Source organism: Flagellimonas alvinocaridis, assembly GCF_004916895.1.
Taxonomy (GTDB): domain Bacteria; phylum Bacteroidota; class Bacteroidia; order Flavobacteriales; family Flavobacteriaceae; genus Flagellimonas; species Flagellimonas alvinocaridis.
This window is the reverse complement of sequence record NZ_SNTZ01000001.1, coordinates 466,513-489,448: the sequence shown is the minus strand read 5'-3', so window position 1 is coordinate 489,448 and position 22,936 is coordinate 466,513. Positions and strand designations below refer to the sequence as shown.

The window sequence follows — 22,936 nt, the reverse complement described above, 5'->3', positions numbered from 1 at the left end:
TTTTACGTCTTTACCTTTCCATAGACCTTTGTATGGTACTAATTTAAAAATGAATGTTATGCCATACGTTAACATTAAGGTCACCGATGAACAGGTGACCAAAGCACAAAAACAGCAATTGATAGAAGGAGTAACCCAATTGCTCGTAGAAGTTCTCCACAAGAACCCACAGACCACCCATGTGGTCATCGATGAGGTATCGGTGGACAATTGGGGCCATAATGGGAGACAATACTCGGAAACCAAGAAACAGAACGCATGAAAGGCAAGACCATAATTATCACAGGAGCCTCATCAGGTTTGGGAAAGGAAACGGCTCGCTATTTTATTGAAAAGGGGAGCAATGTGGTCATGAACTCTTCCAACGAGGAGTATCTTGAAAATGCATATCGCTCGCTTGGAAGCCCATCGCAGGCAATCTATTTTGCCGGGGATATCAGCAAGCGTGAAACTGGAAAAAAATTGGCAGGAATAGCCTTGGAAAAATTTGGTTCTGTTGATGTCCTTATCAATAATGCCGGAATTTTTTCCCCCAAACCCTTCCTTGATGTCAAGGAAGATGAACTGGAGCATTTCTGGAAGGTAAACCTCATGGGAACCTATATCGCATCCCAAGAAGTCATCCCCACCATGATAAAACAGGGAGGAGGCTCCATCATCAACATAGGAACGGTATTGGTAGACCATGCCATTGATGGGTTTCCGGCCACGGCACCACTTACCAGCAAAGGGGCCATACATGCCCTTACGCGACAATTGGCCGCTGAGTTCGGAAAACAGAACATACGGGTAAACACCATAGCCCCGGGGATCATCAGAAGTCCATTGCAAGGGAAAATAGGAGTAGAGGATGCCGATAGCTTGGCCGGTCTACACCTACTGAACCGGATTGGGGAGGCGCATGAAATTGCAGAGGCGGCCTACTATTTGGCTTCGGCAGATTTTATTACGGGGGAGACCATTAACGTTGCAGGCGGACATACGGTGGGGCATGCCATTTAAAGAAAGGATGATGTATAAAGAAAGTAGAGAATCAATTGAACAGCTGATTACCGATTACTTTGATGGTATCTTCAACGGAGATGTGGACAAGTTGGATGCATGTTTTCATGAAAACACCCACCTCTATGGCGATATAAAAGGGGCGGACTACCTAAAGAGCAAACAGGAATATTTGGAAACGGTGAAAAACCGCCAAAGTCCAAGTGCATTGGGAGAGGAATTTCAAATGTCGGTCATTGGCCTCGAGATAATAGGCAAGATAGCCATGGCCAAACTGCATGTGCCTTTTTCTGGCTATAATTATTACGATTACCTCTCCTTGTCCCAGATAGACGGAAGCTGGAAAATTGTGAACAAAGTTTTTATCCATGTGTAAGATGAGATAATTAAACTGAGGATGTAATGGATATTGGGGCGGCCTTGAAGATGCAATTCAAGTTGCCCCAATGTTTTATATCGTATTTTAGCGGGGAAATTTTTTTGACTTCTACCCAAATGACCATGAAACCACTTTTCCTAATACTCCAGCAAGCCGATATAGAAAAGAAAATACAGGAAGCGCCAGACAGCGCCTATGAAATTGGGGTGGTCATTGGGAGTTATTTGCCCTTTGTGATTCTAATAGGAATTGCTTACGCTCTCTATTATTACAATAAGAAGAAGCGGGGTTAGACATTAACCAAGCAATATGCTTTGTGCACGTTACTTTTTAAGTTAAACACATAACTTAGAGGTATGAAAACGTACATTATTGGAGCAGGTTCTGTAGGGAAAACATTGGCCGTTTGTCTCCATCATCAGGGAAAGGAAGTGGAGTTGATTCGAGGTCGTGAGGGTCAGGGCAAACCTCATCAGCAAAAAATCACCTTGCAGTTTAAGGATGGGTCCAGTATAGAGGCCGATATCAAAATCAGTACTTTGAACAACCATAAGGCATTGGAGGGATTGGTGGTCCTCACGAACAAGTCGTTTGGGAACGAGGCACTTGCCGAAAAGCTGGAAAGCATAGCCAAAAAATCACCCTTAGTTTTGCTGCAAAATGGACTGGGCGTGGAACAACCTTTTTTGGAAAAAGGTTTTGGTGAACTGTATCGCTGTGTTCTTTTTATGACCAGTCAGCACAGTGCTCCCAATACTGTTAGCTACAAACCTGTTGCGGAATCACCCATTGGGATTATCAAACAAAAAACTTCGAGCTTGGAAACGGTGGTCGGCCTATTGGATACGCCCAATTTCAGGTTTGTGGCGGAAAGGAATATCCAGCGCACTATCTGGAAAAAAGCCATTGCCAACAGCGTCTTTAATTCCATTTGCCCCTTGTTGGAAGTGGACAATGGTATCTTCCACAGGAACAAGGAGGTATTGGCCATTGCGCAACGGGTGATCACGGAATGCGTGACCATTGCCAACAAAAAAGGGGTAGATTTGGGCACTTCGGAACTGGAAGACCAGATATTGACCATAAGCCGAATGTCCGACGGCCAGTTTATCTCCACCTTGCAGGACATCAACAACAAAAGGGAAACGGAAATTGACACCCTGAACTTTGAAATTTACCGAATGGCCCAGGCCATGAACCTATCCGATCGGGTAAAGGAAACCCGATTGTTGGGCGAGCTGGTAAAGCTAAAATCCGAACTACACCGGTAGGGCTATTCTTATTCTTTTTTTGCAGATTTTTTGACACCCCGTTAATTACTCTACGGGATTGGGGAACTCTAATTCAGTTTTACGGGTATTTTTGATAAGATACCAAGTTACAACTCCTGGCACGACCAATGCCTGCCAAAGAAAAAACGTTAATTGTTCCCATCCACCTAAATCCACACCTTCACCATCCGCAATGAATAGTGAATTGCCCAATGGCCCAGCGGAAAAAACAACGATACTGACCACGATCCATCCAAAATGTAATCCTAATGGAACATACAAGGATTTCGTTTTTGCAAAGGCAAAGGCAAACATCCAACCTCCTGCTCCGGTCAATAGAAAAACATAGGCCATTGGAATGAGACCGCTACCAAACATTTGATAACTGAACCAATGGTATATTCCAAATGCCGATGCACTAATGATGCATGCCCAATTAATCCCTAATCTTTTGATTAGCAGGTATAACAACGCACCTCGAAAAATAAGTTCTTCAAATAAGGCGGCTTTAAACGCCCACCATATACCATTTATACTCTCCCAAATGCCATAATCTGTATTTCTTATGTAGCTAATATCTTTAAAATAGGACTGCCCCAGTAGATTAATAGCGCAAAACAACGCCATGAAAATCAATCCAATAAAAAAACCTTTCAAGCGTGTATTGGTTGGGAGTATTCCTAGAACAGTGATGTGTTCTTTTGAAATTAACCAAAGAATTAACCATGAGAGAGCAAAAACAACTACAATACCTAACAAACTGAGCTAAAAAAGAATAAGATGCTCCAATATACTCTTAATTATTTTAATATATACCAGGGCTGTCACGTATAAAATTTATACTGAACATGAGTTTCAATTTCTCTATTCAACATTTGGGCTTGTAACCGAATCTGATTGTAGTATGATTCCGCAAAAATCATAGACTTAAATCAAATATTGGATTCTGAAAACAAGGGTAAATACAACACCATTTCATTTTCCCCTTCCCAACCCACATAACTTCTTGCTCACCTCGCAAAACCTATTCTTCTTTTTTATGGTTTTCTATGAACCTCATCAATTACTTTCTGGGATTGGTGAACCCATAGGGGCCATTCATCAATTTGGGCTAATTGCTTCTACCTAGAATGTTGAAATTCACAGCGTTATTCCAGAACTGTCCCAAGTTTTGGCATCAATTAAGTTTAACCTACTTCATGCCTTGGAGGCGTGCACAAATAAAAAAGAATGACAGATTTTATAAAACTGGCAGTACTGTTCTGTTTGTTTTGCCCGAATCTGTTTGCACAACGCATACAGCCAGATTCCCTAGAACAAAACATCGATTCCGAGTTCAATTACAAAAAACTGATTATCCCTACTGCTTTAATAAGCTATGGGTTTATAGGTCTTGAAAGTGAAGGCATCAAACGCTTTAATATGCAAATGAGAAGTGAGATGAACGCCATCCGGAAGCGGGGCACTTATATAGATGATTATACCCAGTACGTTCCCATGGTATCTGTGTATGCATTGAATGCTATAGGAGTTAAGGGAAAAAGTAATTTTAAGGACAGGACCATCGCCTTGGGCACCGCATATGTGATTATGGGGGCTACGGTGCAGGGTCTTAAGAGACTTACGGCAATCCAAAGACCGGATGGAACGGCCTATAATGCCTTCCCTTCGGGGCATACGGCTACGGCATTTATGGCTGCGGAATTTTTGAACCAAGAATTTAAGGAAGTATCCATTTGGTATGGAATATCTGGATATGTAGTGGCGGCGAGTACCGGCTTTTTGCGGATGTACAACAACCGTCATTGGTTTACCGATGTGGTTACGGGGGCGGGCATTGGGATTTTAAGCACGAAGCTAGCCTACAAAATTGCTCCTTTTGTGAAGAAAATGGTGTTCGGGGATAAGGACTTTTTTAGAGGCATTAAAATAGACTTCCATGGAGGGGAAACATTTGGAGTGGTGCTATCGGCATCGTTCTAATAAACAACAATCACCCGGTTTTTTTCTGAAATAAATTGGAGGCCACGAAAACCACTAAGGCGGGGAGCACCCACCCCAATTGATAATGGGTTAGGGGCACCCACTCAGGGGATAGATTCGTTGCCAAACCAAAACCTAGACTTCCTAAAAAATCGGGGATACTAAAAACTATGGTGGTTCCAACTACCCATCGGAATACCTTGGGCGAGGCAAGTTTTTCAGGTACCACATTCAGTACGATCAACACAATGGTAATGGGATAAATGAGCATAAGGGCAGGAAGAGCCACAGCAATGATATAGTCCACATTAAGTTGCCCCATGAGAACGCCCAACACACAACCTATGATCGCGGTTACACGGTAGGCTAAAACGGAATCATTGAATTGGCCCCTAATAAAATCGGAAGTTCCCGTAACTATACCCACGGCAGTGGTGAAACAGGCAAGACTTACCAAAAGACTAAGGAATAAATGTGCAGTATTGCCCAAGGTCTGCAAACTGATACCGCTTAAAAGTGCAGTTCTTGAAATGGAAGGGTCAAAGGAGTCTCCAAACACAGCTCCGGTAAAAATAAGTCCGGCATAAACCAAGAACAACCCTAAACCTGCTAAAAATCCTGCTTTTCGGATGAGACTTTTTTTGGATTCAAAAGAGGCCTCCTTGTTTTTTAGATTGATGGAAATAATAATGACGGCCCCTACCACAACAGCCCCTATGGCATCAAAGGTTTGATAACCTTCCAAAATGCCAAGACTAAAAGGATGATCTAAACTATGGGCCGTAAAGTTAAAATCGAAAGAAAAAGTCGCAATAACGAAAATAAACAGCAATATGATTAAGATGCCTGGAGTGAGCAGTTTTCCCACTAAATCCAATACTTTGGAGCGATTGACTACAAAAATATAGACTAGGACAAAATACAGGACGCTGGTCATCCATGCTGGACTGTCCCATAAAGGTTGAATGGCCATTTCATGTGTAACGGAGGCCGTCCTGGGAGAAGGAAGGGCAATGGCAATGGCATAGACTATATAGCAGTATACCCAACTGAATACGGGAGAAACCTTTTTTGCAAAATCGAACATGGTGCCCTGCAAACGGGCATGGGCCAAAATACCCAATAGAGGGATGACCACTGCTGAAAGGCAAAACCCCAAGGTGACCAACCACCATAATTCGCCAGACTTAAATCCCAATTGAGGTGGTAAAATAAGATTGCCTGCACCAAAAAATAGGGAGAATAGAGCAAAGGAGGTAACTGTTAATGATTTTTTGTTCATAAAGTGTTGATAATATTTTCTTAAAGTATTATATTTCGAAAGTGCAACTCAACGAAATAAGTTGACTTTTTGTCGATTAGAGTGTATTTCATCGAAAAAAATGATTTGCTGAAATATCCGTAAAATAAAAAGTTATTAACATTCGTTCAAAAAGAAAACCGTTCAACTAAAAACCAACGTATAACAAAAAATTACAGTTAACTAATTACGGCATTTTTTCGATTCCCCAAATCGCACATGCTCTCCAAACAACACCGACTATGAAGACTTCCTCTACCCAAAATGGCAACAAATTCTCTTCTTTCTTCTGCAACCTTTTTGGCCACCATTATGTGGTCTCCAAAAAAGTGACCCAACACATCAAGGAATACAAATGTATCCATTGCCAAAAACAGGTCACTACCGATGTAAGTGGCAAACTCTCTGCACTTACGCCCCAAATGCAGGAAATCAACAGCACATTGGAAGACATGTACAGAAAAAGAAAAAGTAGGGTGGTGCACCAAGTAGCATAGCCCTTTTTTCTTTTAGGGAAAGTATTGATTTATCCCGGAAACTTAAGTAAGTACCTACAGCTATCGGTTGCGTGCCCCAAGACCATGACGTGGATACCCTTGATTTTCGGGATTTTTTCTGTTAGCCACTAAAAGAGTTCCATCCTTGGGCCGTTAATGAAATTTTGGTTTTTGCCCGTGTAACTAAATGTGCTCCCTCTGCTTTCTCGGTCATATGTCCAATAACGGTAAAATTGGGATTGGCCTTGATTTTAGGATAGTCTTCTTGATCAATACTGAACAACAGCTCATAATCCTCACCACCGCCCAAAGCAATCATGGTGCTATCCATTTTAAATTCTTCGGCAGTGGAGATGACTGTTGGGTCCAATGGAATTTGATCTTCAAACAGATTACAACCAACTTCACCCTGCTTGCACAAGTGTAATATTTCTGAGGAAAGTCCATCGCTAATATCAATCATGGAAGTGGGTTTTACCTCCAGTTTTTTTAACAGCTCCACAACGTCCTTTCTGGCTTCAGGTTTTAGTTGACGCTCTACAATGTAGGAGTAGGGTTCCAGGTCTGGTTGACTATTGGGGTTCACTTTGAACACTTCTTTTTCACGCTCCAACACTTGCAGCCCCAAGTAGGCTCCTCCCAAATCGCCACTTACCACCAATAGATCATTGGCTTTGCTTCCCTTTCTGTAAACAATGTCTTTTTCATCGGCCACACCCAAGGCAGTGACGCTGATGATCATACCCTTATTGGAAGAGGTCGTATCCCCGCCAACAAGGTCCACATGGTATATTTTACAGGCTGTGGCAACACCTTCATAGAACTCCTCAAGTGCTTCCAAAGGAAACCGATTGGAAACCGCAATGGAAACAGTCACCTGGGTGGCCATGGCATTCATGGCATAGATATCGGACAGGTTTACAATGACCGATTTGTACCCCAAATGCTTCAAAGGCATATAGCTTAAATCAAAATGAACACCTTCCACCAACATATCAGTGGAAACCACGGTTTTTTTATCGGCAAAATCCAGAACGGCAGCATCATCACCAATACCCATTAGGGATGAAGGTTGGTTCAGTTTAAAATTTTGGGTAAGGTGGTCAATAAGTCCAAACTCCCCCATTTCCTCCAAGGATGTTCGCTGCGGATTTTTATCTTCTATCATAAGGCAAAAGTAAACAGGATAATCCTAACTTAAAACAGAGAGCCTTCACTATAGAAAACCCCTATGGCCATATTCGTTATTATAATGTTAGGATGTATGGTAAAACCCTACAGATACAGTATATTTGTAGGCTATTTAGAACAAATCCAGTTAAGATGATCAAAGTTTCGGAAACAGCTAAGCAGAAAGTCGTGTCGCTCATGACCGAGGAAGGTTTTGATGCCAACACCGACTTTGTGCGTGTAGGCGTAAAAAGTGGAGGGTGCAGCGGTTTGTCCTATGAATTGAAATTTGACAAATCTGCATCAGATACCGATAAGCTTTTTGAGGATAATAATGTACGCATCATTGTGGACAAAAAGAGTTTTTTATACCTGGTGGGCACCACCTTGGAATATTCAGGAGGACTGAATGGGAAAGGCTTTGTCTTTAACAACCCCAATGCACAGCGCACCTGTGGTTGCGGAGAGAGCTTTTCTTTATAAATGAAATTGATGATTGGTCATTGCCAATTTACTTATTGACAGAACATGGCGTATACAGAGGAAGAATTAAAAAAGGAACTGGAAACCAAAGAATATGAGTATGGTTTCTACACGGATATAGAATCGGACACCCTGCCGAAAGGGTTGAACGAGGAAATCGTCATTGCCATTTCCAAAAAGAAGGAAGAACCCGATTGGATGACGGAATGGCGCTTGGAAGCGTTCAAGGCATGGAAGGAAATGGAAGAACCCGAATGGGCCAATGTCACCTATAAAAAACCCGATTTTCAAGACATTTCCTATTATTCCGCACCCAATAAAAAGCCCAAATACAACAGCTTGGATGAGGTAGATCCTGAGTTGCTGGATACCTTCAAGAAGTTGGGAATCTCGGTAGATGAGCAAAAGAAATTGGCCGGTGTTGCCGTGGATATTGTCATGGACTCCGTTTCTGTGGCCACGACTTTTAAAAAGACTTTGGCTGAAAAAGGAATCATCTTCTGTTCCATTTCCGAAGCCATTCAGGAACATCCTGAGTTGGTGAAGAAGTATATCGGAACAGTAGTTCCCAAAAAGGACAACTTCTACGCAGCTTTGAACTCAGCGGTCTTTTCCGATGGATCATTTTGTTACATTCCGAAAGGGGTGAGATGCCCCATGGAACTGTCCACTTACTTCCGAATCAACCAAGCGGGTACAGGACAATTTGAGCGCACTTTGGTCATTGCCGATGAGGGTAGTTATGTGAGTTATTTGGAAGGTTGTACCGCACCTTCACGGGATGAGAACCAATTGCATGCGGCCGTGGTAGAGCTGATTGCAATGGATGATGCCGAAATAAAATATTCAACCGTTCAAAACTGGTTTCCTGGCGACAAGGAAGGCAAAGGAGGGGTTTTCAACTTTGTGACCAAGCGTGGGCTTTGCGAAAAGAACGCCAAAATTTCTTGGACGCAGGTGGAAACAGGATCGGCCGTGACTTGGAAGTACCCTTCCTGTGTGTTGAAGGGAGATAACTCCATCGGGGAATTCTATTCCATTGCCGTGACCAATAACTTTCAACAAGCGGATACCGGGACCAAGATGATCCACTTGGGTAAGAATACCAAGAGTACCATTATTTCCAAAGGAATTTCGGCCGGGCAGTCACAAAACAGCTATCGCGGATTGGTACAGGTGAATAGCCGGGCAGAAAATGCCAGAAACTTTTCTCAGTGTGATTCCCTTTTGATGGGCAATCGATGTGGGGCACATACCTTCCCGTACATCGAGGCCAAGAACAAGACGGCACAAATAGAACACGAGGCCACGACCAGCAAAATTGGCGAGGACCAGATTTTCTACTGCAACCAACGGGGTATCGACACTGAAAAAGCCATTGCTCTGATCGTGAACGGATTCAGCAAAGAGGTGTTGAACAAACTGCCCATGGAGTTTGCCGTGGAGGCCCAGAAATTGTTGGAAATCAGTTTGGAAGGATCAGTAGGATAATCAAACAACACAATGAATATGAAAAAGCTACTTATACTACTATTGGTTGTTGGCGCATTTTCATGCAAGCAGGCCAAAAAGGAAGCTGCTGAAACCGAAGTAGGCATGACCGAGGCAGCAAAGCCAGAACTGAAGCTCTATGCTTTTAGTGGAGGTACCGTAAATGCCAATATGTTGGAGCTCTTTTCACAGGATACCACTTATACGGGCCAGTCCAAGGAATTTGCCGATGCATTTTACGTCATCGTTCATCCAAAGGGTACTTTGATGTGGGATGCAGGCCTTCCCGAAAGCTTGGTGGGTCTTCCAGAGCCCTTTACATCACCGGATGGAGCATTTACCGTTTCCCGAAAAGATTCTGTGGCCAACCAATTGGCCAGTATCGACATGACCGTTGATGATATTGATTTTATAGCATTGTCCCATACCCACTTTGATCATATTGGCCATGCCAACGTATTTGCAGGGTCCACATGGTTGGTACAGGAAAAGGAATACGACTTTGTGACAAGCGAGGACAATCAAAAGAACAATCCAGACATCTATAATTCTATTAAAGAGCTTACCAACGTGAAGAAGATCAATGGGGATTACGATGTGTTCGGGGATGGAAGTGTGGTAATGAAATTTATGCCGGGCCATACCCCTGGCCATCAAGTGTTGTACTTGGATATGGTAGAGCATGGACCGTTGATGCTTTCAGGGGACATGTACCATTTTTATGAGAACCGGGAGTTTCGAAGAGTGCCCATTTTCAACTATGATGTGGCCCTCACCAAGAAAAGTATGGGAGAGTTTGAAGCTTTTGCCGAAGAAAAAGGGGCAAAAGTATATTTACAACACTCCAAGGAAGATTTTGAAAAGCTGCCCAAGGCACCCAACTATTTACAATAATATTTGAAGAAGAACAGAATGCTAGAGATCAAGAATTTACACGCAAGCATAGAGGATAAGAAAATCCTGAAGGGGATCAACCTTGAGGTGAACGCGGGAGAGGTACATGCCATTATGGGACCCAACGGTTCAGGGAAGAGTACCTTGGCCTCCGTAATTGCCGGAAAGGAAGAATTTGACATTAAAAAAGGGACCATTTCCCTTGATGGCGAGGATTTGGAAGAACTGGCCCCTGAAGAAAGGGCACACAAAGGTATTTTCCTGTCGTTTCAATATCCTGTTGAAATTCCCGGGGTAACGGTGACCAACTTTATAAAAACGGCCATCAATGAGTCCAGAAAGGCAAGGGGACTGGAAGACATGCCGGCCAACCAGATGCTCAAGTTGATTCGCGAAAAATCGGAACTGCTGGAAATTGACCGAAAGTTTTTGTCCCGTTCCTTGAATGAAGGATTTTCCGGTGGTGAAAAGAAAAGAAACGAAATTTTCCAAATGGCCATGATGGAACCCAAGCTGGCCATTTTGGATGAGACCGATTCCGGATTGGATATCGATGCCCTTCGTATTGTGGCCAATGGGGTCAATAAATTGAGAGGTAAGGACAACGCGATCATCGTAATTACACACTATCAGCGTTTGTTGGACTACATTGTTCCAGACTTCGTCCATGTACTTCACGATGGTAAGATCGTAAAATCCGGCACCAAGGAATTGGCATTAGAGTTGGAAGAAAAAGGATACGACTGGATTAAGCAGGAGGCCACGGTTTAATAATTTAAAGACTTCTGATATCGGATATGTGATGTTTGAAATCTGACAACTGAATAAGAAATGGATTTAAAAGATAAATTACTTTCCTCTTTCTTGGCTTTTGAGAACAATGTGGATTTGGAGAACCCGGTCCATGAGATACGTTCAGAGGCCATAAAGAATTTTGAGGAAAAAGGATTTCCCTCCAAAAAAGAGGAAGCTTGGAAATATACCTCCCTGAATAGTCTTCAAAAAGTAGACTTCAGTATTTTTCCAAAGCAGGAAAACACCTTGGAGTACAAGGATATTAAAAAGTATTTCCTTCACGAGATAGACACCTATAAGATTGTTTTTGTGGACGGGGTCTATAGCTCATACCTTTCAGAGACTACCCATGATGGGGTGGATGTCTGCTTGATGAGTTCTGCATTCACCAAGCCCATGTTCAGGCAGGTGATAGATGTGTATTTTAACCAAGTGGCCTCCAAGGATGAGTCCCTGACCACCTTGAATACGGCCTTTTGTAAAGAAGGAGCCTATATCTACATTCCAAAGAACAAAATGCCCAAGAAGCCCATCCAAATATTGCATTTGGCAACGGGTAACGAGGCAGCTTTGATGTTACAACCCAGAAATTTGGTCGTTGTTGAGGAAAATGCAGAGGTACAGATTATTGAGCGACACCAAAGTTTAACGGAGAACGAAGTCTTTACCAATTCCGTAACCGAAATTTTTGCGGCCAAAGATGCCAATGTGGACTATTACAAAGTGCAGAATGATGCCAATACGGCCTCGTTGGTGGACAACACCTATATTTCCCAAAAGGACAATAGTGTAGTGCGGGTGCATACCTTTTCCTTTGGAGGTAAATTGATTAGGAACAACCTGAACTTCTATCAGAATGGGGAACGAATCGATTCCACCTTGAAAGGAGTTACCATTTTGGGTGAAAAGCAGCATGTGGACCATCACACCTTGGTGCACCATGCCCAACCCAACTGCGAGAGCCATCAGGATTACAAAGGAATTTTTGGAGAGAAATCAACAGGGGTTTTTAACGGAAAGATCATTGTGGACAAGATTGCCCAAAAAACAAATGCTTTTCAGCAGAACAATAATATTTTGATCAGCGACAAGGCCACCATCAACACCAAACCACAATTGGAGATTTTTGCTGATGATGTAAAGTGCTCCCACGGATGTACCATTGGCCAGTTGGATGATGAGGCATTGTTTTATCTGCGGTCCAGGGGAATCCCAAAAAAGGAAGCTACCGCTTTGATGATGTATGCTTTTGCCAACAACGTTTTGGAAAGTGTGCGTATTCCAGAGGTGAAGACCAGAATCAACAAGATCATCGCCAACAAATTAGGTGTTCGTGTTGGATTTGAGCTGTAATCCTATAACAATCTTTAGGCAATTTTCATGATAGAGACCTCTTTGGACATAGCGGCCATCCGAAAAGACTTTCCCATTTTAAACCGGGAAGTCAATGGGCAACCTTTGGTGTATTTGGACAATGCGGCCACATCTCAGACCCCTCAACAGGTCATTGATGTGATCGTGGACTATTACCATAACTACAATGCCAATATTCATCGTGGGGTACACCGTCTTTCGCAAGAAGCTACCGATGTCTATGAAGAGGCCCGGAAGAAAATCCAGAAGCATTTTAACATCGCAAAATCCCATGAGGTGATTTTTACCTCGGGAACTACCCACGGCATTAATTTAGTGGCTACCGGTTTCACCTCCTTTTTGAAGAAGGGGGATGAGGTACTGGTATCGGCCATGGAACACCATTCCAACATAGTGCCCTGGCAAATGCTCTGCGAGCGTACCGGTGCCCAATTAAAGGTGATACCCATGAACTTGGACGGGGAATTGGTCATGGAGGAGTACCAATCGCTTCTCTGCGAGAACACCAAATTGGTGTTCTGCAACCATGTATCCAATGCGTTGGGGACCATTAACCCCATTAAAGAGATTATTGACGCGGCCCACGAGGTGGGTGCAGCGGTCTTGATTGATGGTGCGCAGGCAGCGGCCCATATCAAACCGGACCTGCAGGCCTTGGATGTTGATTTTTATACCGTTTCCGCCCATAAAATGTGTGGACCTACCGGTGTAGGGATGCTCTATGGTAAGGAGGAATGGCTCAAGAAACTACCGCCTTATCAAGGAGGTGGGGAGATGATTGCGGAAGTCACTTTTGAAAAGACTACTTATGCTGATTTGCCCCATAAGTTTGAAGCGGGAACACCCAATATTTGCGGTGGAATCGCCTTTGGGGCAGCCTTGGATTATATGAATCATCTTGGTTTTGATGCGATTTCCCAATATGAGGATGAACTTATCCAATATGCCACAGCGCAATTGCTTGCTATTGATGGACTCAAAATTTATGGGACGGCAAAGCATAAAACATCGGTCATTTCTTTCAATATTGAAGGTATACACCCTTACGACATTGGTACCATTCTGGATAAATTAGGCATTGCTGTTAGAACGGGGCACCATTGTGCACAACCTATTATGGATTTTTATAAAATACCTGGAACGGTTAGAGCCAGCTTTAGCTTTTACAATACAAAAGAAGAAGTGGACAAATTGGTAGAAGGGGTGAAAAGGGCCAAAAGCATGCTACAATAGTAGAGTAGTTATCTTTATCTTAAATCCTTGATAAGCAACTGGCCGAGTTGTATTTTTGAATAAAACCAAAGCATGACCATACAAGAAATACAGGAAGAGATCATAGACGAGTTCTCCACGTTCGATGATTGGATGCAACGTTATGAGTACATGATTGAGCTAGGAAAGTCCCTTCCCATAATTGATGAGCAGTACAAAGTAGATGACAACTTGATAAAAGGCTGTCAGAGTAAGGTTTGGGTACACGCAGAACTGGATGACGACAAACTGGTGTTTACCGCAGATAGTGATGCGATTATCACCAAGGGAATCATTGCCATTTTGATCAGAGCGTTCAGTAACCAAAAGCCCCAAGACATTATTGATGCAGATACAGCATTTATAGATGAAATTGGATTGAAGGAACATCTATCACCCACAAGAGCCAATGGCTTGGTGAGCATGGTAAAGCAACTGAAATTGTATGCCGTTGCCTATCAAACACAATTAAAATAGCAGAAAATGAGCGAAGAAACCACTATAGATACACAGGATCTGGGAGAAAAAATTGTTAGGGTACTAAAGACCATTTATGACCCTGAAATCCCTGTGGACATTTATGAATTAGGCTTGATTTATGATGTATTCGTAAATGAAGACTACGATGTTAAAATACTAATGACCCTAACATCGCCTAACTGTCCTGTGGCGGAAACACTGCCTGTGGAGGTTGAGGAAAAAGTGAAATCTTTGGACGAATTGAAAGATGTGGAGGTTGAGCTGACCTTTGACCCTCCTTGGACCCAGGAATTAATGAGCGAGGAGGCTAAATTGGAACTGGGGCTCCTTTAAGAATAATGTCATTCTGCACTTGATGCGGAATCCAAACTTAAAATTAATAGATTCCTGCTTCCACAGGAATGACGGAATGGAAAAAGAAATTGTAAATAGGGTTGCCCAAAGCAAATTGGTCACTTTTGATCTGGAGGACCTGTATCCACCCGGGGAGAGAAGGGTATTGGATATAAAAGACTGGTTGCACGAAGGCTTTATTCTTCGTGAGAAGGAGTTCAGAATCCACGTGGAGGGACACGATTGGTCTACCTACCAAGATGCCTATGTGGCTCTACAATGTTCCACAGATGCCATTGTTCCCGGTTGGGCCTTTATATTGGTGGCCTCACGACTGAATCCCTATGCCAAAAAAGTAGTTGTAGGTTCCTTGGAAGATATGGAAACTTCGCTTTATCAAACCCTTTTGGATGATTTGGACGTGTCTCAATTTGAAGGCAAACCTGTAATTATTAAGGGGTGCTCTAATAAACCCGTCCCTAAAAATGCCTATATCATGGCCATGGCCAAAATCCAACAAGTGGCCAAGACTGTGATGTATGGTGAGGCTTGTTCCTCAGTGCCATTATACAAGCAAGGCAAATAAAAAAGCCCCACACTTGTTTGTGGAGCTTTAATTTCTCTAGTGATACTTGTTATTTGACAATGATGGACGTGGCATAAGAGCTATCTGTACTAACCGCACTGTAATCCAATTCTTCTAGAAGTTGACCGTTCAGGTCATAGATCCAAACAGTGGCATTATGCCTATTCATATTTTGGTCATATTTACAACCTGCCACATAAACCTTATCCTCATGCACGGATATGTCGCTATAACCAGCGCCACCACCGGCTTGCCATTCGTGAACCAGTTGCCCATCAATCCAAAATTTAGACATGTTGCTTGTCCAATCTACCCCAGTTGCATACACTTTATTGTCATGAACAACCACAGATTTTGTGGCCGTGCTATTAATACCATCGCCCAAATCATACAATACGTCTGTATTTTTCCAAATGGTGGCCTCTGAACCCATATGCCCAGCTACATAAACATCATTATTGTCATCAACAAAAATATCATAGGTGTTGGAAGAGACGTTCTCTGTTAAATCATATGTATTGCCATCAACCCAATATAGGGCATTATGTGTGTTGGTATAAACCCTTCCGGCAATATAGATATGCCCATCCTTGACATAAGCGCCTTGGGCTGATGCAGGTTGACCCTCTTCACTCAAAAGGGTTTCCTCACCGTTTACCCAATATTTGGCATATTGAGTCCCGTTGGTTACCTCAAGGCCACAAATATGTATTTGACCATCAATGACTTGTATTCCCTTGGGAGCCTTGTTGTTTTCTTCAGGACTTCCAATGGTTTCAAATAGCGTATTGTTTTTGTAAACCTTTATAGGTCTGGTGCCTTCCCCATATTCAACATGGGTAGCGTACAGGTTTGGCCCTTCGATGGCAATGTAAGTATCATAGCTGCTGATTTGCGAAATTTCTTGTGAGAAACCGTTTTGCCAAACCGTTGCAACACCGTATTCTCCATTGTTTTTTTCAGTATAACCCCCAACAAAAATTCCTGGATTGACTGTTAATATGGCGCTTGCAGAAGCATTGTCAACCGTTGCCGTAATGGTGGTGGTGCCGGCCCCGGTTGCGGTAACCCTTCCCTCGGCGTCCACAATGGCCACGTTTTCATCATCGGAACCCCAAGTGATTTGGTCTTCGGCTCCGGCCCCGGTGACCGTTGCGGCAATTATACCCTCTTCCAGGGTTCTAAGCTCCAAGGTCTCCTTATCGAGGGATAAGGCAGTCGACTCCTGTTGTGTAACCGTAAAGGTCCCTCCTGTATCGGTATTTCCATTTACGGAAATGCTGATTTTACCAGTGGTAGCCCCTTCAGGTACAGTAATGAAGATTTCTGTGGCATTGGCACTGGTGACTGTTGCCTTGGTCTCCCCAATTTTGACCACATTGTTTGCCGCTTTAGGATCAAAATTTTTCCCTGTGATAAAAACATTGGTGCCAACAGGGCCACTTAGTGGACTAAAACTGCTAATTTTTGGGCCTTGCTGTTCAGACGGGTCTGGGTTTTCGTCTTTTGTACAGGAAAAGATGACTAAACAAAAGGATAATACAAAGGATGTTCCTAGGATGATTTTTCTCATGGTATAGATTTTAAAACGCCAAGGAACACTAAAAAGGAGGAGTTTGGTATCCGCAGTTGATGGAACACTGGTTTGGATTGATGAATGGGGGCTTTAAATTGACCCTGTAAGTAAGATACAGGCAATGTTGAATCTAGCGAAACGGAGCATGTTGTAGGTGACATTTCTTACTTTTGTGGTTCTAAACAGTAAACTCCATACACTATGAAAAAACTACTTTTTACCTTGTCGGCGTTTTTTGTGCTGGCCGCATCTATGGCGCAGACCGAAGAGGAGCTAAAAGCACAGATTGCCCCTAAAAAAGATTCCATTGCCGCAATTCAGGGACGTGTAAATGCCCTACAGGCCCAATTGGATGCCCTGCCCGGTTGGAAAATAGGCGCTTTTGGCACCATTGGAGGGAACTTTTCCAATTTTGATAATTGGTATGCCCAAGGTATCCCGAACAACTCATCAGGGAATATTGGCTTTACGGTGAATGCCTATGCCAATCTGCAAGAAGAGAAATTCTTTTGGAGAAACGCGGCCACGGTAAACCTTGCTTGGGTAAAGTTGGACGATAAGGACGACCCCACCGACGATGATAGTTTCAGACAGGCGACCGACGTGTTCAATATTTCGTCTTTGTACGGAAGAAAGCTGAGCGAGAAATTTGCCATATCTACCTTGGCAGAATATAGGACCACGCTTTTGAGCAATTTCAATGATCCCGGGTATCTCGATTTGGGTATCGGGGCCACATGGACACCCATAACCGATTTGGTAGTGGTGATTCATCCACTCAACTACAACTTTGTGTTCAGTAGTGAGGATACCATTTTTGAATCCTCCTTGGGAGCCAAGATCGTGGCCGATTATACCAAGAAAATCGGAGCGGTAAACTTTAAGAGTAACCTGTCCCTTTTCCAGAGTTATGAGAGCAGCGATTTGAGCAACTGGACCTGGACCAACTCTTTTGGCTATACCTTATGGAAGATGATCGGGGTCGGGTTTGATTTTGGTTTGAGGAACAACAAGCAGGAAACTTTGAATTATGTGGTCAACAATGCCCCTACACCTGACCCCAATGCCACTTTTGATACGATTGACAACAAGTTACAGACCTATTGGACCTTGGGATTGAGCTATAAGTTCTAGAGGAAATCACGTACATATAAAACATAAAAAAAGCCCTCAATCAAGAGGGCCTTTTTTGTGGGGTCTAATATGATTTTTTCCGTTTTTAAGACCATGGTCTAAGTAGGTTAAGATCATGTGAAGATCAAGGGTCGACACTAATGACTTAAAAACAGGATGAAAGTAGTTTTTATGTGGTTATCCTTTAAACTTTTGTTGTGAACTGCCTAAAATATGTGGTGGAACAGGATAGAGGAAGTGTTTTGCCGAGGAATTTCAACACATCATCCATACGGATTTAGTATTCATCCAAGTGCTCTGGATACAAAAAGTTGTTGTACGGAAAACGTGTTACATGAATATCCCTTACTTCATCATATACACGCTTTCTGAATTCATCCAGATTTTCCTTGTTCAAAGCGGAGATGAACAAGGCCCGGTCCCCAATCTTGTTGAACCAGGTATTCTTCCATTCCTCCAAGGTAAAATGGGCGGAGGTGCGTTCGGTGACCAGATCATCCTCATCTATGGTCTCTGGATGGTATTGGTCAATTTTATTGAAGACCATAATGGTCTTTTTATTGGAACTTTTGATTTCATCCAAGATTTGGTTCACGGATGCGATATGTTCCTCAAAGTTGGGGTGCGATATATCTACCACATGTAACAATAAATCGGCCTCACGAACCTCATCCAAGGTACTCTTGAAACTTTCCACCAATTGGGTAGGGAGCTTTCGGATAAATCCAACCGTATCACTCAATAGAAAAGGGAGATTGCCAATGACTACTTTTCGTACCGTGGTGTCCAGCGTGGCAAAGAGCTTGTTTTCCGCAAAGACATCGCTTTTGCTGATCACGTTCATCAAGGTGGATTTGCCCACGTTGGTGTACCCCACCAAAGCCACTCGGACCAAAGCCCCACGATTGCCACGTTGGGTCTCCATCTGGCGGTCAATTTTGGTAAGCTTCTTCTTCAGAAGTGCTATGCGGTCCCGAACGATACGCCTATCCGTTTCAATCTCGGTTTCACCGGGGCCACGCATACCAATACCCCCGCGTTGTCGTTCCAAGTGTGTCCAAAGACCTGTCAGTCGTGGGAGTAGATATTCGTATTGGGCCAGTTCTACTTGGGTACGGGCGTAGCTGGTCTTGGCGCGTTGTGCAAAAATGTCCAAGATCAATCCTGTACGATCCAGTATTTTACAGCGAAGTATTTTCTCAATATTGTTCTGCTGGGCAGGAGTAAGCTCATCGTCAAAGATGACAGAGCCTATTTCATGCTCCTTAACATAGTGCTCCACCTCTTCCATTTTTCCACTTCCAATATAAGTCTTGGGATTGGGCACCTCAACCCGTTGGATAAATCGCTTTTCCACCTCACCACCAGCGGTATAGGTCAAAAATTCCAATTCGTCCAGATATTCATTTACTTTGGTCTCATCCTGACTTTGGTTGATGACCCCAATGAGTACCGCTTTTTCGTAGTCTATGGTTTTCTTTTCTAGCATGCAATCAATTAAAGTGCAAATCTAATCAATGTTTTGGAAGCGGTTTTTTGTACTTTGGGTTTTATTAGAATTATCCTTCATTAGAAAAACAAGATTCATTGTATCATCATAAGAACCGATATAGCGTAGCCTTTTACAATCTTGAGAATTTTTTTGATACCAAGAATGACCCCCATTCACTGGATGATGATTTTACTCCGGAGGGGGATAGGGAATGGAACGAATCCAAGTACAGCAACAAAGCACATAAAATAGCCCGGGCCATATCAGAAATAGGTGTGGAGGATAGCGATGTTCCACCGGTGCTGTTGGGCATTGCCGAAGTGGAGAACAAACAAGTCATCCAAACCCTGCTCAACACCAAGGAGCTGAAAGGAGTGGACTATGATTTTGTACACTTTGAATCCCCGGATGAACGAGGCATAGATACGGCACTGATCTATCACAGCAAACATTTTACGGTGCTGGATGCCGAGACCATTCCCTTGTTGGTTGACAATACCAGTGGGGAGCGCGACTTTACCCGGGACATTTTATATGTCCATGGAAGATTGCATACCGAAGAAGTCCATGTTTTTGTAAACCATTGGCCTTCCCGAAGGACAGGAGGTGTTGAAACCAGCTACAAACGGATAAAGGCGGCCGAGACCATTCTGCACAAATTGGAGACCCTTGAAGATGATAACCCCAATTGTATCATCATGGGAGATTTTAATGACGACCCCAACTCTGAGAGTATACAAACCTTGATGGAGACGGGCCGATTCATTAATCCCATGAAAAAGCTGTTGTCCCCCTTTTCCGGAAGTGCCAACTATAGAGGGGAATGGAGTCTCTTCGACCAAGTGATACTTTCACACACTTTTTTGGACTATGAAGTGGGTACCCATAGTTATGTAAGGGCTGAAGTGTTTGCTCCCAAGTTCCTTCAGGAGTGGAAAGGGAAGTACAAGGGCAACCCGTTTAGGACCTATGCAGGGGAAAAATATTTAGGCGGGTATAGCGACCATTTTCCCGTGTATGTGGTGCTGGAGGAAAACCTATAATTTAACTAAGAAAAATACTACACAACACAAAAGTGAATTTTCACAACACCTTTGAGAAAAGGAATGTGCATTTCATCGAAAAAACTGTGGTTTTTGTCGATGCTATTGACTGTCAATAATATATTCGTAGTCCAAATCTTACCTAAACTTCAACATGGACTACAAAAAACCTATTCGGGCGACAGGAATTCTTCTCCCCTTCATATTTTCCCTTCTAGGTGTTTCTATTGTAATGGGGCAATCCAAAAAAGCAAAGGAACAGATCAAAACTACATACAACCAAGGAAAGATGGCAACGTTGATTTCCGAAATGGAACAGGATCATCAGTCCAAGACCTTGAAAATAAACCAACTTCTTCAATCCAATAAAGGATTTAAAAAATCTGAAAAATCGGCCAATGGTGGACAGATAGCGCTTAAGGACATAGGTTCTGATGGCACGCCTCTTTACTATACTACTTTGAGTGATCCATCGACCAAGACCGCAAGAGCATATACTCTCTATGCCGATGGGCTTATGAATCTTGGGTTGAACGGTACTGGAATGCAAGTTGGGGTTTGGGATGCCGGTGTGGCATTGACCAGCCATCAAGAGTTTGATTCTCGCGCACTTAATGCAGACAATACAGATGAAGTAAGCTTACATGCCACTTTGGTGACAGGAAACCTTATTGCATCTGGGGTAGAGCCCAGCGCCAAAGGAGTGGCCTATGGTGCACAAGCCATGACCCACGATTGGACCCGTGACAAAATTGAAGTGGCAGAAGCGGCAGCCAATGGTCTGTTGCTTAGTAATCATTCCTATGGAATACTTTCGGACCGAGTGCCGGATTGGTACTTTGGGTCTTATATTAAAGTGACCCAAGATTGGGACCGAATCATGTACAACGCACCTTACTATTTAATGGTAACCGCTGCGGGAAACAATCAGAAATCCTACGACAACGCTTCCCCAAACTTTGGTAAAACGGCAGATGGGTTTGATCTTCTGCTCGGATTCACCGTAGCCAAAAACGGACTTACCATTGCGGGCGCCAATACTGAAATTGGCAGCAAAGGGGAGTTGAAGAATGCTACAGTTGCTGGATACAGCAGCTTTGGCCCTGTTGATGATGGACGTATAAAGCCAGATTTGGCCGGGGATGGATCTAATATCCTAACCACCAGTTCCGAAACCAATTCCAGTTACCAACTTTCTGCCGGGACTTCCATGGCGGCGCCAGGGGTTACTGGATCGCTTTTGTTGTTACAACAATACCATGAAGAATTGTTTGGTTCCTATATGAAGGCAGCAACCTTGAAAGGTCTTGCCCTACATACTGCTGATGATGTAAATGCCCAAGGACCTGATTATAAAATGGGGTGGGGAGTGATGAACGCCAAGACTGCTGCCGAAGTTTTACAGAACAAAGAATTTACCACCTTGATCAATGAAGAAAGCCTGGCCAACGGGGAAACCTTTTCCATTACCGTTATGGCCAATGGGACGGAGCCTCTAATGGCTTCCATTTCTTGGACTGATCCTGAGGGAAATTACATCAATAGGGGAGAGTTGAACAATACCACCGCTGCCCTTACCAACGATTTGGACATCAGAATCACCAAATCTGGGGAAACCTACTATCCTTGGAAATTGAATCCTGCGAAAGCCAACGATGCAGCGACGCAGGGTGACAATACAGTTGATCCTTATGAGCGAATCGAAATTGGGAACGCCAACGGACAATATACCATCACCGTTACCCATAAGGGGAATTTGACCAATGGACTTCAAGATTTCTCGTTAATTGTTTCTGGGGCGCAGGTTTCCCAGTGTTCCATTGAGATTCCATCCAATGTTGAATTGGTTTCATCAACGGATACAGGGTCTACCATCTCATGGTCCGATGCCAATGAAACTCTTTTTGAAGTACAATACAAGGCTATTGACAAGGATGAATGGACTACTGAACTTCTTTGGGACAATCAACTTGAGCTTATCAATCTAGAGGTTGGAACGGTTTATGAATCTCGAATCCGTTCCATCTGTACTGAGAATGCGGTTTCAGAATTTTCAGAAGTTTTCCAGTTCGAATTCAATGGTGAGGATACCGAAGCGATGGTTTATGAATCTTTAACCTATGCCCAAGATTACCAAATACAGGCATATCCCAACCCAACCGTGGATTACCTGAGTATTCAATCAGATTTATCTCCTGATGCAGAGTATTCTGTAGTTACTACCTCGGGGAACATTATAGATAGTGGAAAGATTACGGGGTCTATAAATGTTTCTGCGCTGGCTTCGGGCTTGTATGTTTTGGTCGTGCAGGATTATGGGGGCATTAAAAGTACCAAGTTTTACAAAAATTAATGGAGATGAATGGTTCCATCCCAAAACAGGTAATTGAATCGGAAGCAAG

24 protein-coding genes are annotated in these 22,936 nt (G+C 43.2%); 19 read left to right on the top strand and 5 right to left on the bottom strand.

Annotated elements, in window-relative coordinates; all coding sequences use genetic code 11:
* Window positions 1–58: 58 nt before the first annotated feature.
* The 5 genes from EZV76_RS02205 to EZV76_RS02190 all read left to right on the top strand — a co-directional run bounded on the left by EZV76_RS02205 (window position 59) and on the right by EZV76_RS02190 (window position 2,652).
* Window positions 59–262, top strand: a complete 204-nt coding sequence (locus EZV76_RS02205; RefSeq protein ID WP_136564947.1) for a tautomerase family protein — start codon at window positions 59–61, stop codon at window positions 260–262.
* Window positions 259–1,002, top strand: coding sequence for an SDR family NAD(P)-dependent oxidoreductase (locus tag EZV76_RS02200; RefSeq protein WP_136564946.1), 744 nt, complete (start codon window positions 259–261; stop codon window positions 1,000–1,002). Before EZV76_RS02205 ends, EZV76_RS02200 begins: the two co-directional genes overlap by 4 nt.
* A 7-nt stretch (window positions 1,003–1,009) precedes the next feature.
* Complete coding sequence (locus EZV76_RS02195; RefSeq protein ID WP_201741811.1) at window positions 1,010–1,378, top strand: nuclear transport factor 2 family protein; 369 nt, start codon at window positions 1,010–1,012, stop codon at window positions 1,376–1,378.
* 125 nt (window positions 1,379–1,503) lie between these two features.
* Complete coding sequence (locus EZV76_RS17175; protein WP_201741810.1) at window positions 1,504–1,674, top strand: hypothetical protein; 171 nt, start codon at window positions 1,504–1,506, stop codon at window positions 1,672–1,674.
* Between the two features lie 63 nt (window positions 1,675–1,737).
* The gene (locus EZV76_RS02190; RefSeq protein ID WP_136564945.1) at window positions 1,738–2,652 is read left to right on the top strand and encodes a ketopantoate reductase family protein; all 915 of its coding nucleotides are present in this window, start codon (window positions 1,738–1,740) and stop codon (window positions 2,650–2,652) included.
* 45 nt (window positions 2,653–2,697) lie between these two features.
* Here the strand turns inward: EZV76_RS02190 and EZV76_RS02185 are convergent, their stop codons facing one another.
* Complete coding sequence (locus EZV76_RS02185; protein ID WP_136564944.1) at window positions 2,698–3,411, bottom strand: CPBP family intramembrane glutamic endopeptidase; 714 nt, start codon at window positions 3,409–3,411, stop codon at window positions 2,698–2,700.
* A gap of 471 nt (window positions 3,412–3,882) precedes the next feature.
* Here EZV76_RS02185 and EZV76_RS02180 point away from each other — a divergent pair, with 471 nt between their 5' ends.
* On the top strand, window positions 3,883–4,635 hold the full coding sequence (locus tag EZV76_RS02180) for a phosphatase PAP2 family protein (protein WP_136564943.1): 753 nt from the start codon (window positions 3,883–3,885) through the stop codon (window positions 4,633–4,635).
* Between the two features lie 10 nt (window positions 4,636–4,645).
* Here the strand turns inward: EZV76_RS02180 and brnQ are convergent, their stop codons facing one another.
* Complete coding sequence (gene brnQ, locus EZV76_RS02175) at window positions 4,646–5,917, bottom strand: branched-chain amino acid transport system II carrier protein (RefSeq protein WP_136564942.1); 1,272 nt, start codon at window positions 5,915–5,917, stop codon at window positions 4,646–4,648.
* Between the two features lie 260 nt (window positions 5,918–6,177).
* Here brnQ and EZV76_RS02170 point away from each other — a divergent pair, with 260 nt between their 5' ends.
* Window positions 6,178–6,432, top strand: coding sequence for a DUF1660 family phage protein (locus EZV76_RS02170; protein WP_136564941.1), 255 nt, complete (start codon window positions 6,178–6,180; stop codon window positions 6,430–6,432).
* 121 nt (window positions 6,433–6,553) lie between these two features.
* On the opposite strand, the gene thiL is transcribed toward EZV76_RS02170, so the two are convergent.
* Window positions 6,554–7,600, bottom strand: a complete 1,047-nt coding sequence (gene thiL / locus EZV76_RS02165) for a thiamine-phosphate kinase (protein WP_136564940.1) — start codon at window positions 7,598–7,600, stop codon at window positions 6,554–6,556.
* Between the two features lie 155 nt (window positions 7,601–7,755).
* On the opposite strand from thiL, the gene EZV76_RS02160 reads away from it, so the two are divergent.
* The 9 genes from EZV76_RS02160 to EZV76_RS02120 all read left to right on the top strand — a co-directional run bounded on the left by EZV76_RS02160 (window position 7,756) and on the right by EZV76_RS02120 (window position 15,289).
* Window positions 7,756–8,085: a HesB/IscA family protein gene (locus EZV76_RS02160; RefSeq protein WP_136564939.1), complete on the top strand. Its 330-nt coding sequence runs from the start codon at window positions 7,756–7,758 to the stop codon at window positions 8,083–8,085.
* Window positions 8,086–8,130: 45 nt separating this feature from the next.
* Window positions 8,131–9,576 carry a Fe-S cluster assembly protein SufB gene (gene sufB / locus EZV76_RS02155; RefSeq protein WP_129653989.1) on the top strand — a complete coding sequence of 482 codons (1,446 nt, stop codon included), beginning with the start codon at window positions 8,131–8,133 and terminating at the stop codon, window positions 9,574–9,576.
* Between the two features lie 18 nt (window positions 9,577–9,594).
* A complete protein-coding gene (locus EZV76_RS02150; RefSeq protein ID WP_136564938.1) occupies window positions 9,595–10,470 on the top strand; it encodes an N-acyl homoserine lactonase family protein in 876 nt (291 codons plus the stop codon).
* A gap of 18 nt (window positions 10,471–10,488) precedes the next feature.
* The gene (gene sufC, locus EZV76_RS02145; RefSeq protein ID WP_116216773.1) at window positions 10,489–11,241 is read left to right on the top strand and encodes a Fe-S cluster assembly ATPase SufC; all 753 of its coding nucleotides are present in this window, start codon (window positions 10,489–10,491) and stop codon (window positions 11,239–11,241) included.
* Window positions 11,242–11,301: 60 nt separating this feature from the next.
* Window positions 11,302–12,618 (top strand): Fe-S cluster assembly protein SufD, encoded by a 1,317-nt coding sequence (gene sufD, locus EZV76_RS02140; protein ID WP_136564937.1) that lies wholly within the window; start codon window positions 11,302–11,304, stop codon window positions 12,616–12,618.
* Between the two features lie 27 nt (window positions 12,619–12,645).
* Window positions 12,646–13,872, top strand: coding sequence for an aminotransferase class V-fold PLP-dependent enzyme (locus tag EZV76_RS02135; protein ID WP_136564936.1), 1,227 nt, complete (start codon window positions 12,646–12,648; stop codon window positions 13,870–13,872).
* A gap of 72 nt (window positions 13,873–13,944) precedes the next feature.
* A complete protein-coding gene (locus EZV76_RS02130; protein WP_136564935.1) occupies window positions 13,945–14,367 on the top strand; it encodes a SufE family protein in 423 nt (140 codons plus the stop codon).
* Window positions 14,368–14,373: 6 nt separating this feature from the next.
* Window positions 14,374–14,703 (top strand): DUF59 domain-containing protein, encoded by a 330-nt coding sequence (locus EZV76_RS02125; protein ID WP_136564934.1) that lies wholly within the window; start codon window positions 14,374–14,376, stop codon window positions 14,701–14,703.
* Window positions 14,704–14,779: 76 nt separating this feature from the next.
* Window positions 14,780–15,289: a DUF2480 family protein gene (locus EZV76_RS02120; RefSeq protein ID WP_136564933.1), complete on the top strand. Its 510-nt coding sequence runs from the start codon at window positions 14,780–14,782 to the stop codon at window positions 15,287–15,289.
* A 49-nt stretch (window positions 15,290–15,338) separates the two neighbouring features.
* Here EZV76_RS02120 and EZV76_RS02115 read toward each other — a convergent pair whose 3' ends face one another.
* Window positions 15,339–16,862 (bottom strand): IPT/TIG domain-containing protein, encoded by a 1,524-nt coding sequence (locus EZV76_RS02115; protein WP_136564932.1) that lies wholly within the window; start codon window positions 16,860–16,862, stop codon window positions 15,339–15,341.
* 204 nt (window positions 16,863–17,066) lie between these two features.
* On the opposite strand from EZV76_RS02115, the gene EZV76_RS02110 reads away from it, so the two are divergent.
* Window positions 17,067–17,999 carry a DUF3078 domain-containing protein gene (locus tag EZV76_RS02110; protein ID WP_136564931.1) on the top strand — a complete coding sequence of 311 codons (933 nt, stop codon included), beginning with the start codon at window positions 17,067–17,069 and terminating at the stop codon, window positions 17,997–17,999.
* 277 nt (window positions 18,000–18,276) lie between these two features.
* Here the strand turns inward: EZV76_RS02110 and hflX are convergent, their stop codons facing one another.
* Window positions 18,277–19,488 (bottom strand): GTPase HflX, encoded by a 1,212-nt coding sequence (gene hflX, locus EZV76_RS02105; RefSeq protein ID WP_136564930.1) that lies wholly within the window; start codon window positions 19,486–19,488, stop codon window positions 18,277–18,279.
* Between the two features lie 98 nt (window positions 19,489–19,586).
* Here hflX and EZV76_RS02100 point away from each other — a divergent pair, with 98 nt between their 5' ends.
* Window positions 19,587–20,534, top strand: coding sequence for an endonuclease/exonuclease/phosphatase family protein (locus EZV76_RS02100; RefSeq protein ID WP_136564929.1), 948 nt, complete (start codon window positions 19,587–19,589; stop codon window positions 20,532–20,534).
* A 154-nt stretch (window positions 20,535–20,688) separates the two neighbouring features.
* Window positions 20,689–22,887 carry a S8 family serine peptidase gene (locus tag EZV76_RS02095; protein WP_136564928.1) on the top strand — a complete coding sequence of 733 codons (2,199 nt, stop codon included), beginning with the start codon at window positions 20,689–20,691 and terminating at the stop codon, window positions 22,885–22,887.
* Window positions 22,888–22,936: the final 49 nt, after the last annotated feature.

Coding starts and splice junctions, on each gene's coding strand:
- EZV76_RS02205 (WP_136564947.1), top strand. CDS start 59: ATGCCATACGTTAACATTAAGGTCACCGATGAACAGGTGACCAAAGCA.
- EZV76_RS02200 (WP_136564946.1), top strand. CDS start 259: ATGAAAGGCAAGACCATAATTATCACAGGAGCCTCATCAGGTTTGGGA.
- EZV76_RS02195 (WP_201741811.1), top strand. CDS start 1,010: ATGATGTATAAAGAAAGTAGAGAATCAATTGAACAGCTGATTACCGAT.
- EZV76_RS17175 (WP_201741810.1), top strand. CDS start 1,504: ATGAAACCACTTTTCCTAATACTCCAGCAAGCCGATATAGAAAAGAAA.
- EZV76_RS02190 (WP_136564945.1), top strand. CDS start 1,738: ATGAAAACGTACATTATTGGAGCAGGTTCTGTAGGGAAAACATTGGCC.
- EZV76_RS02180 (WP_136564943.1), top strand. CDS start 3,883: ATGACAGATTTTATAAAACTGGCAGTACTGTTCTGTTTGTTTTGCCCG.
- brnQ (WP_136564942.1), bottom strand. CDS start 5,917: ATGAACAAAAAATCATTAACAGTTACCTCCTTTGCTCTATTCTCCCTA.
- EZV76_RS02170 (WP_136564941.1), top strand. CDS start 6,178: ATGAAGACTTCCTCTACCCAAAATGGCAACAAATTCTCTTCTTTCTTC.
- thiL (WP_136564940.1), bottom strand. CDS start 7,600: ATGATAGAAGATAAAAATCCGCAGCGAACATCCTTGGAGGAAATGGGG.
- EZV76_RS02160 (WP_136564939.1), top strand. CDS start 7,756: ATGATCAAAGTTTCGGAAACAGCTAAGCAGAAAGTCGTGTCGCTCATG.
- sufB (WP_129653989.1), top strand. CDS start 8,131: ATGGCGTATACAGAGGAAGAATTAAAAAAGGAACTGGAAACCAAAGAA.
- EZV76_RS02150 (WP_136564938.1), top strand. CDS start 9,595: ATGAAAAAGCTACTTATACTACTATTGGTTGTTGGCGCATTTTCATGC.
- sufC (WP_116216773.1), top strand. CDS start 10,489: ATGCTAGAGATCAAGAATTTACACGCAAGCATAGAGGATAAGAAAATC.
- sufD (WP_136564937.1), top strand. CDS start 11,302: ATGGATTTAAAAGATAAATTACTTTCCTCTTTCTTGGCTTTTGAGAAC.
- EZV76_RS02135 (WP_136564936.1), top strand. CDS start 12,646: ATGATAGAGACCTCTTTGGACATAGCGGCCATCCGAAAAGACTTTCCC.
- EZV76_RS02130 (WP_136564935.1), top strand. CDS start 13,945: ATGACCATACAAGAAATACAGGAAGAGATCATAGACGAGTTCTCCACG.
- EZV76_RS02125 (WP_136564934.1), top strand. CDS start 14,374: ATGAGCGAAGAAACCACTATAGATACACAGGATCTGGGAGAAAAAATT.
- EZV76_RS02120 (WP_136564933.1), top strand. CDS start 14,780: ATGGAAAAAGAAATTGTAAATAGGGTTGCCCAAAGCAAATTGGTCACT.
- EZV76_RS02115 (WP_136564932.1), bottom strand. CDS start 16,862: ATGAGAAAAATCATCCTAGGAACATCCTTTGTATTATCCTTTTGTTTA.
- EZV76_RS02110 (WP_136564931.1), top strand. CDS start 17,067: ATGAAAAAACTACTTTTTACCTTGTCGGCGTTTTTTGTGCTGGCCGCA.
- hflX (WP_136564930.1), bottom strand. CDS start 19,488: ATGCTAGAAAAGAAAACCATAGACTACGAAAAAGCGGTACTCATTGGG.
- EZV76_RS02095 (WP_136564928.1), top strand. CDS start 20,689: ATGGACTACAAAAAACCTATTCGGGCGACAGGAATTCTTCTCCCCTTC.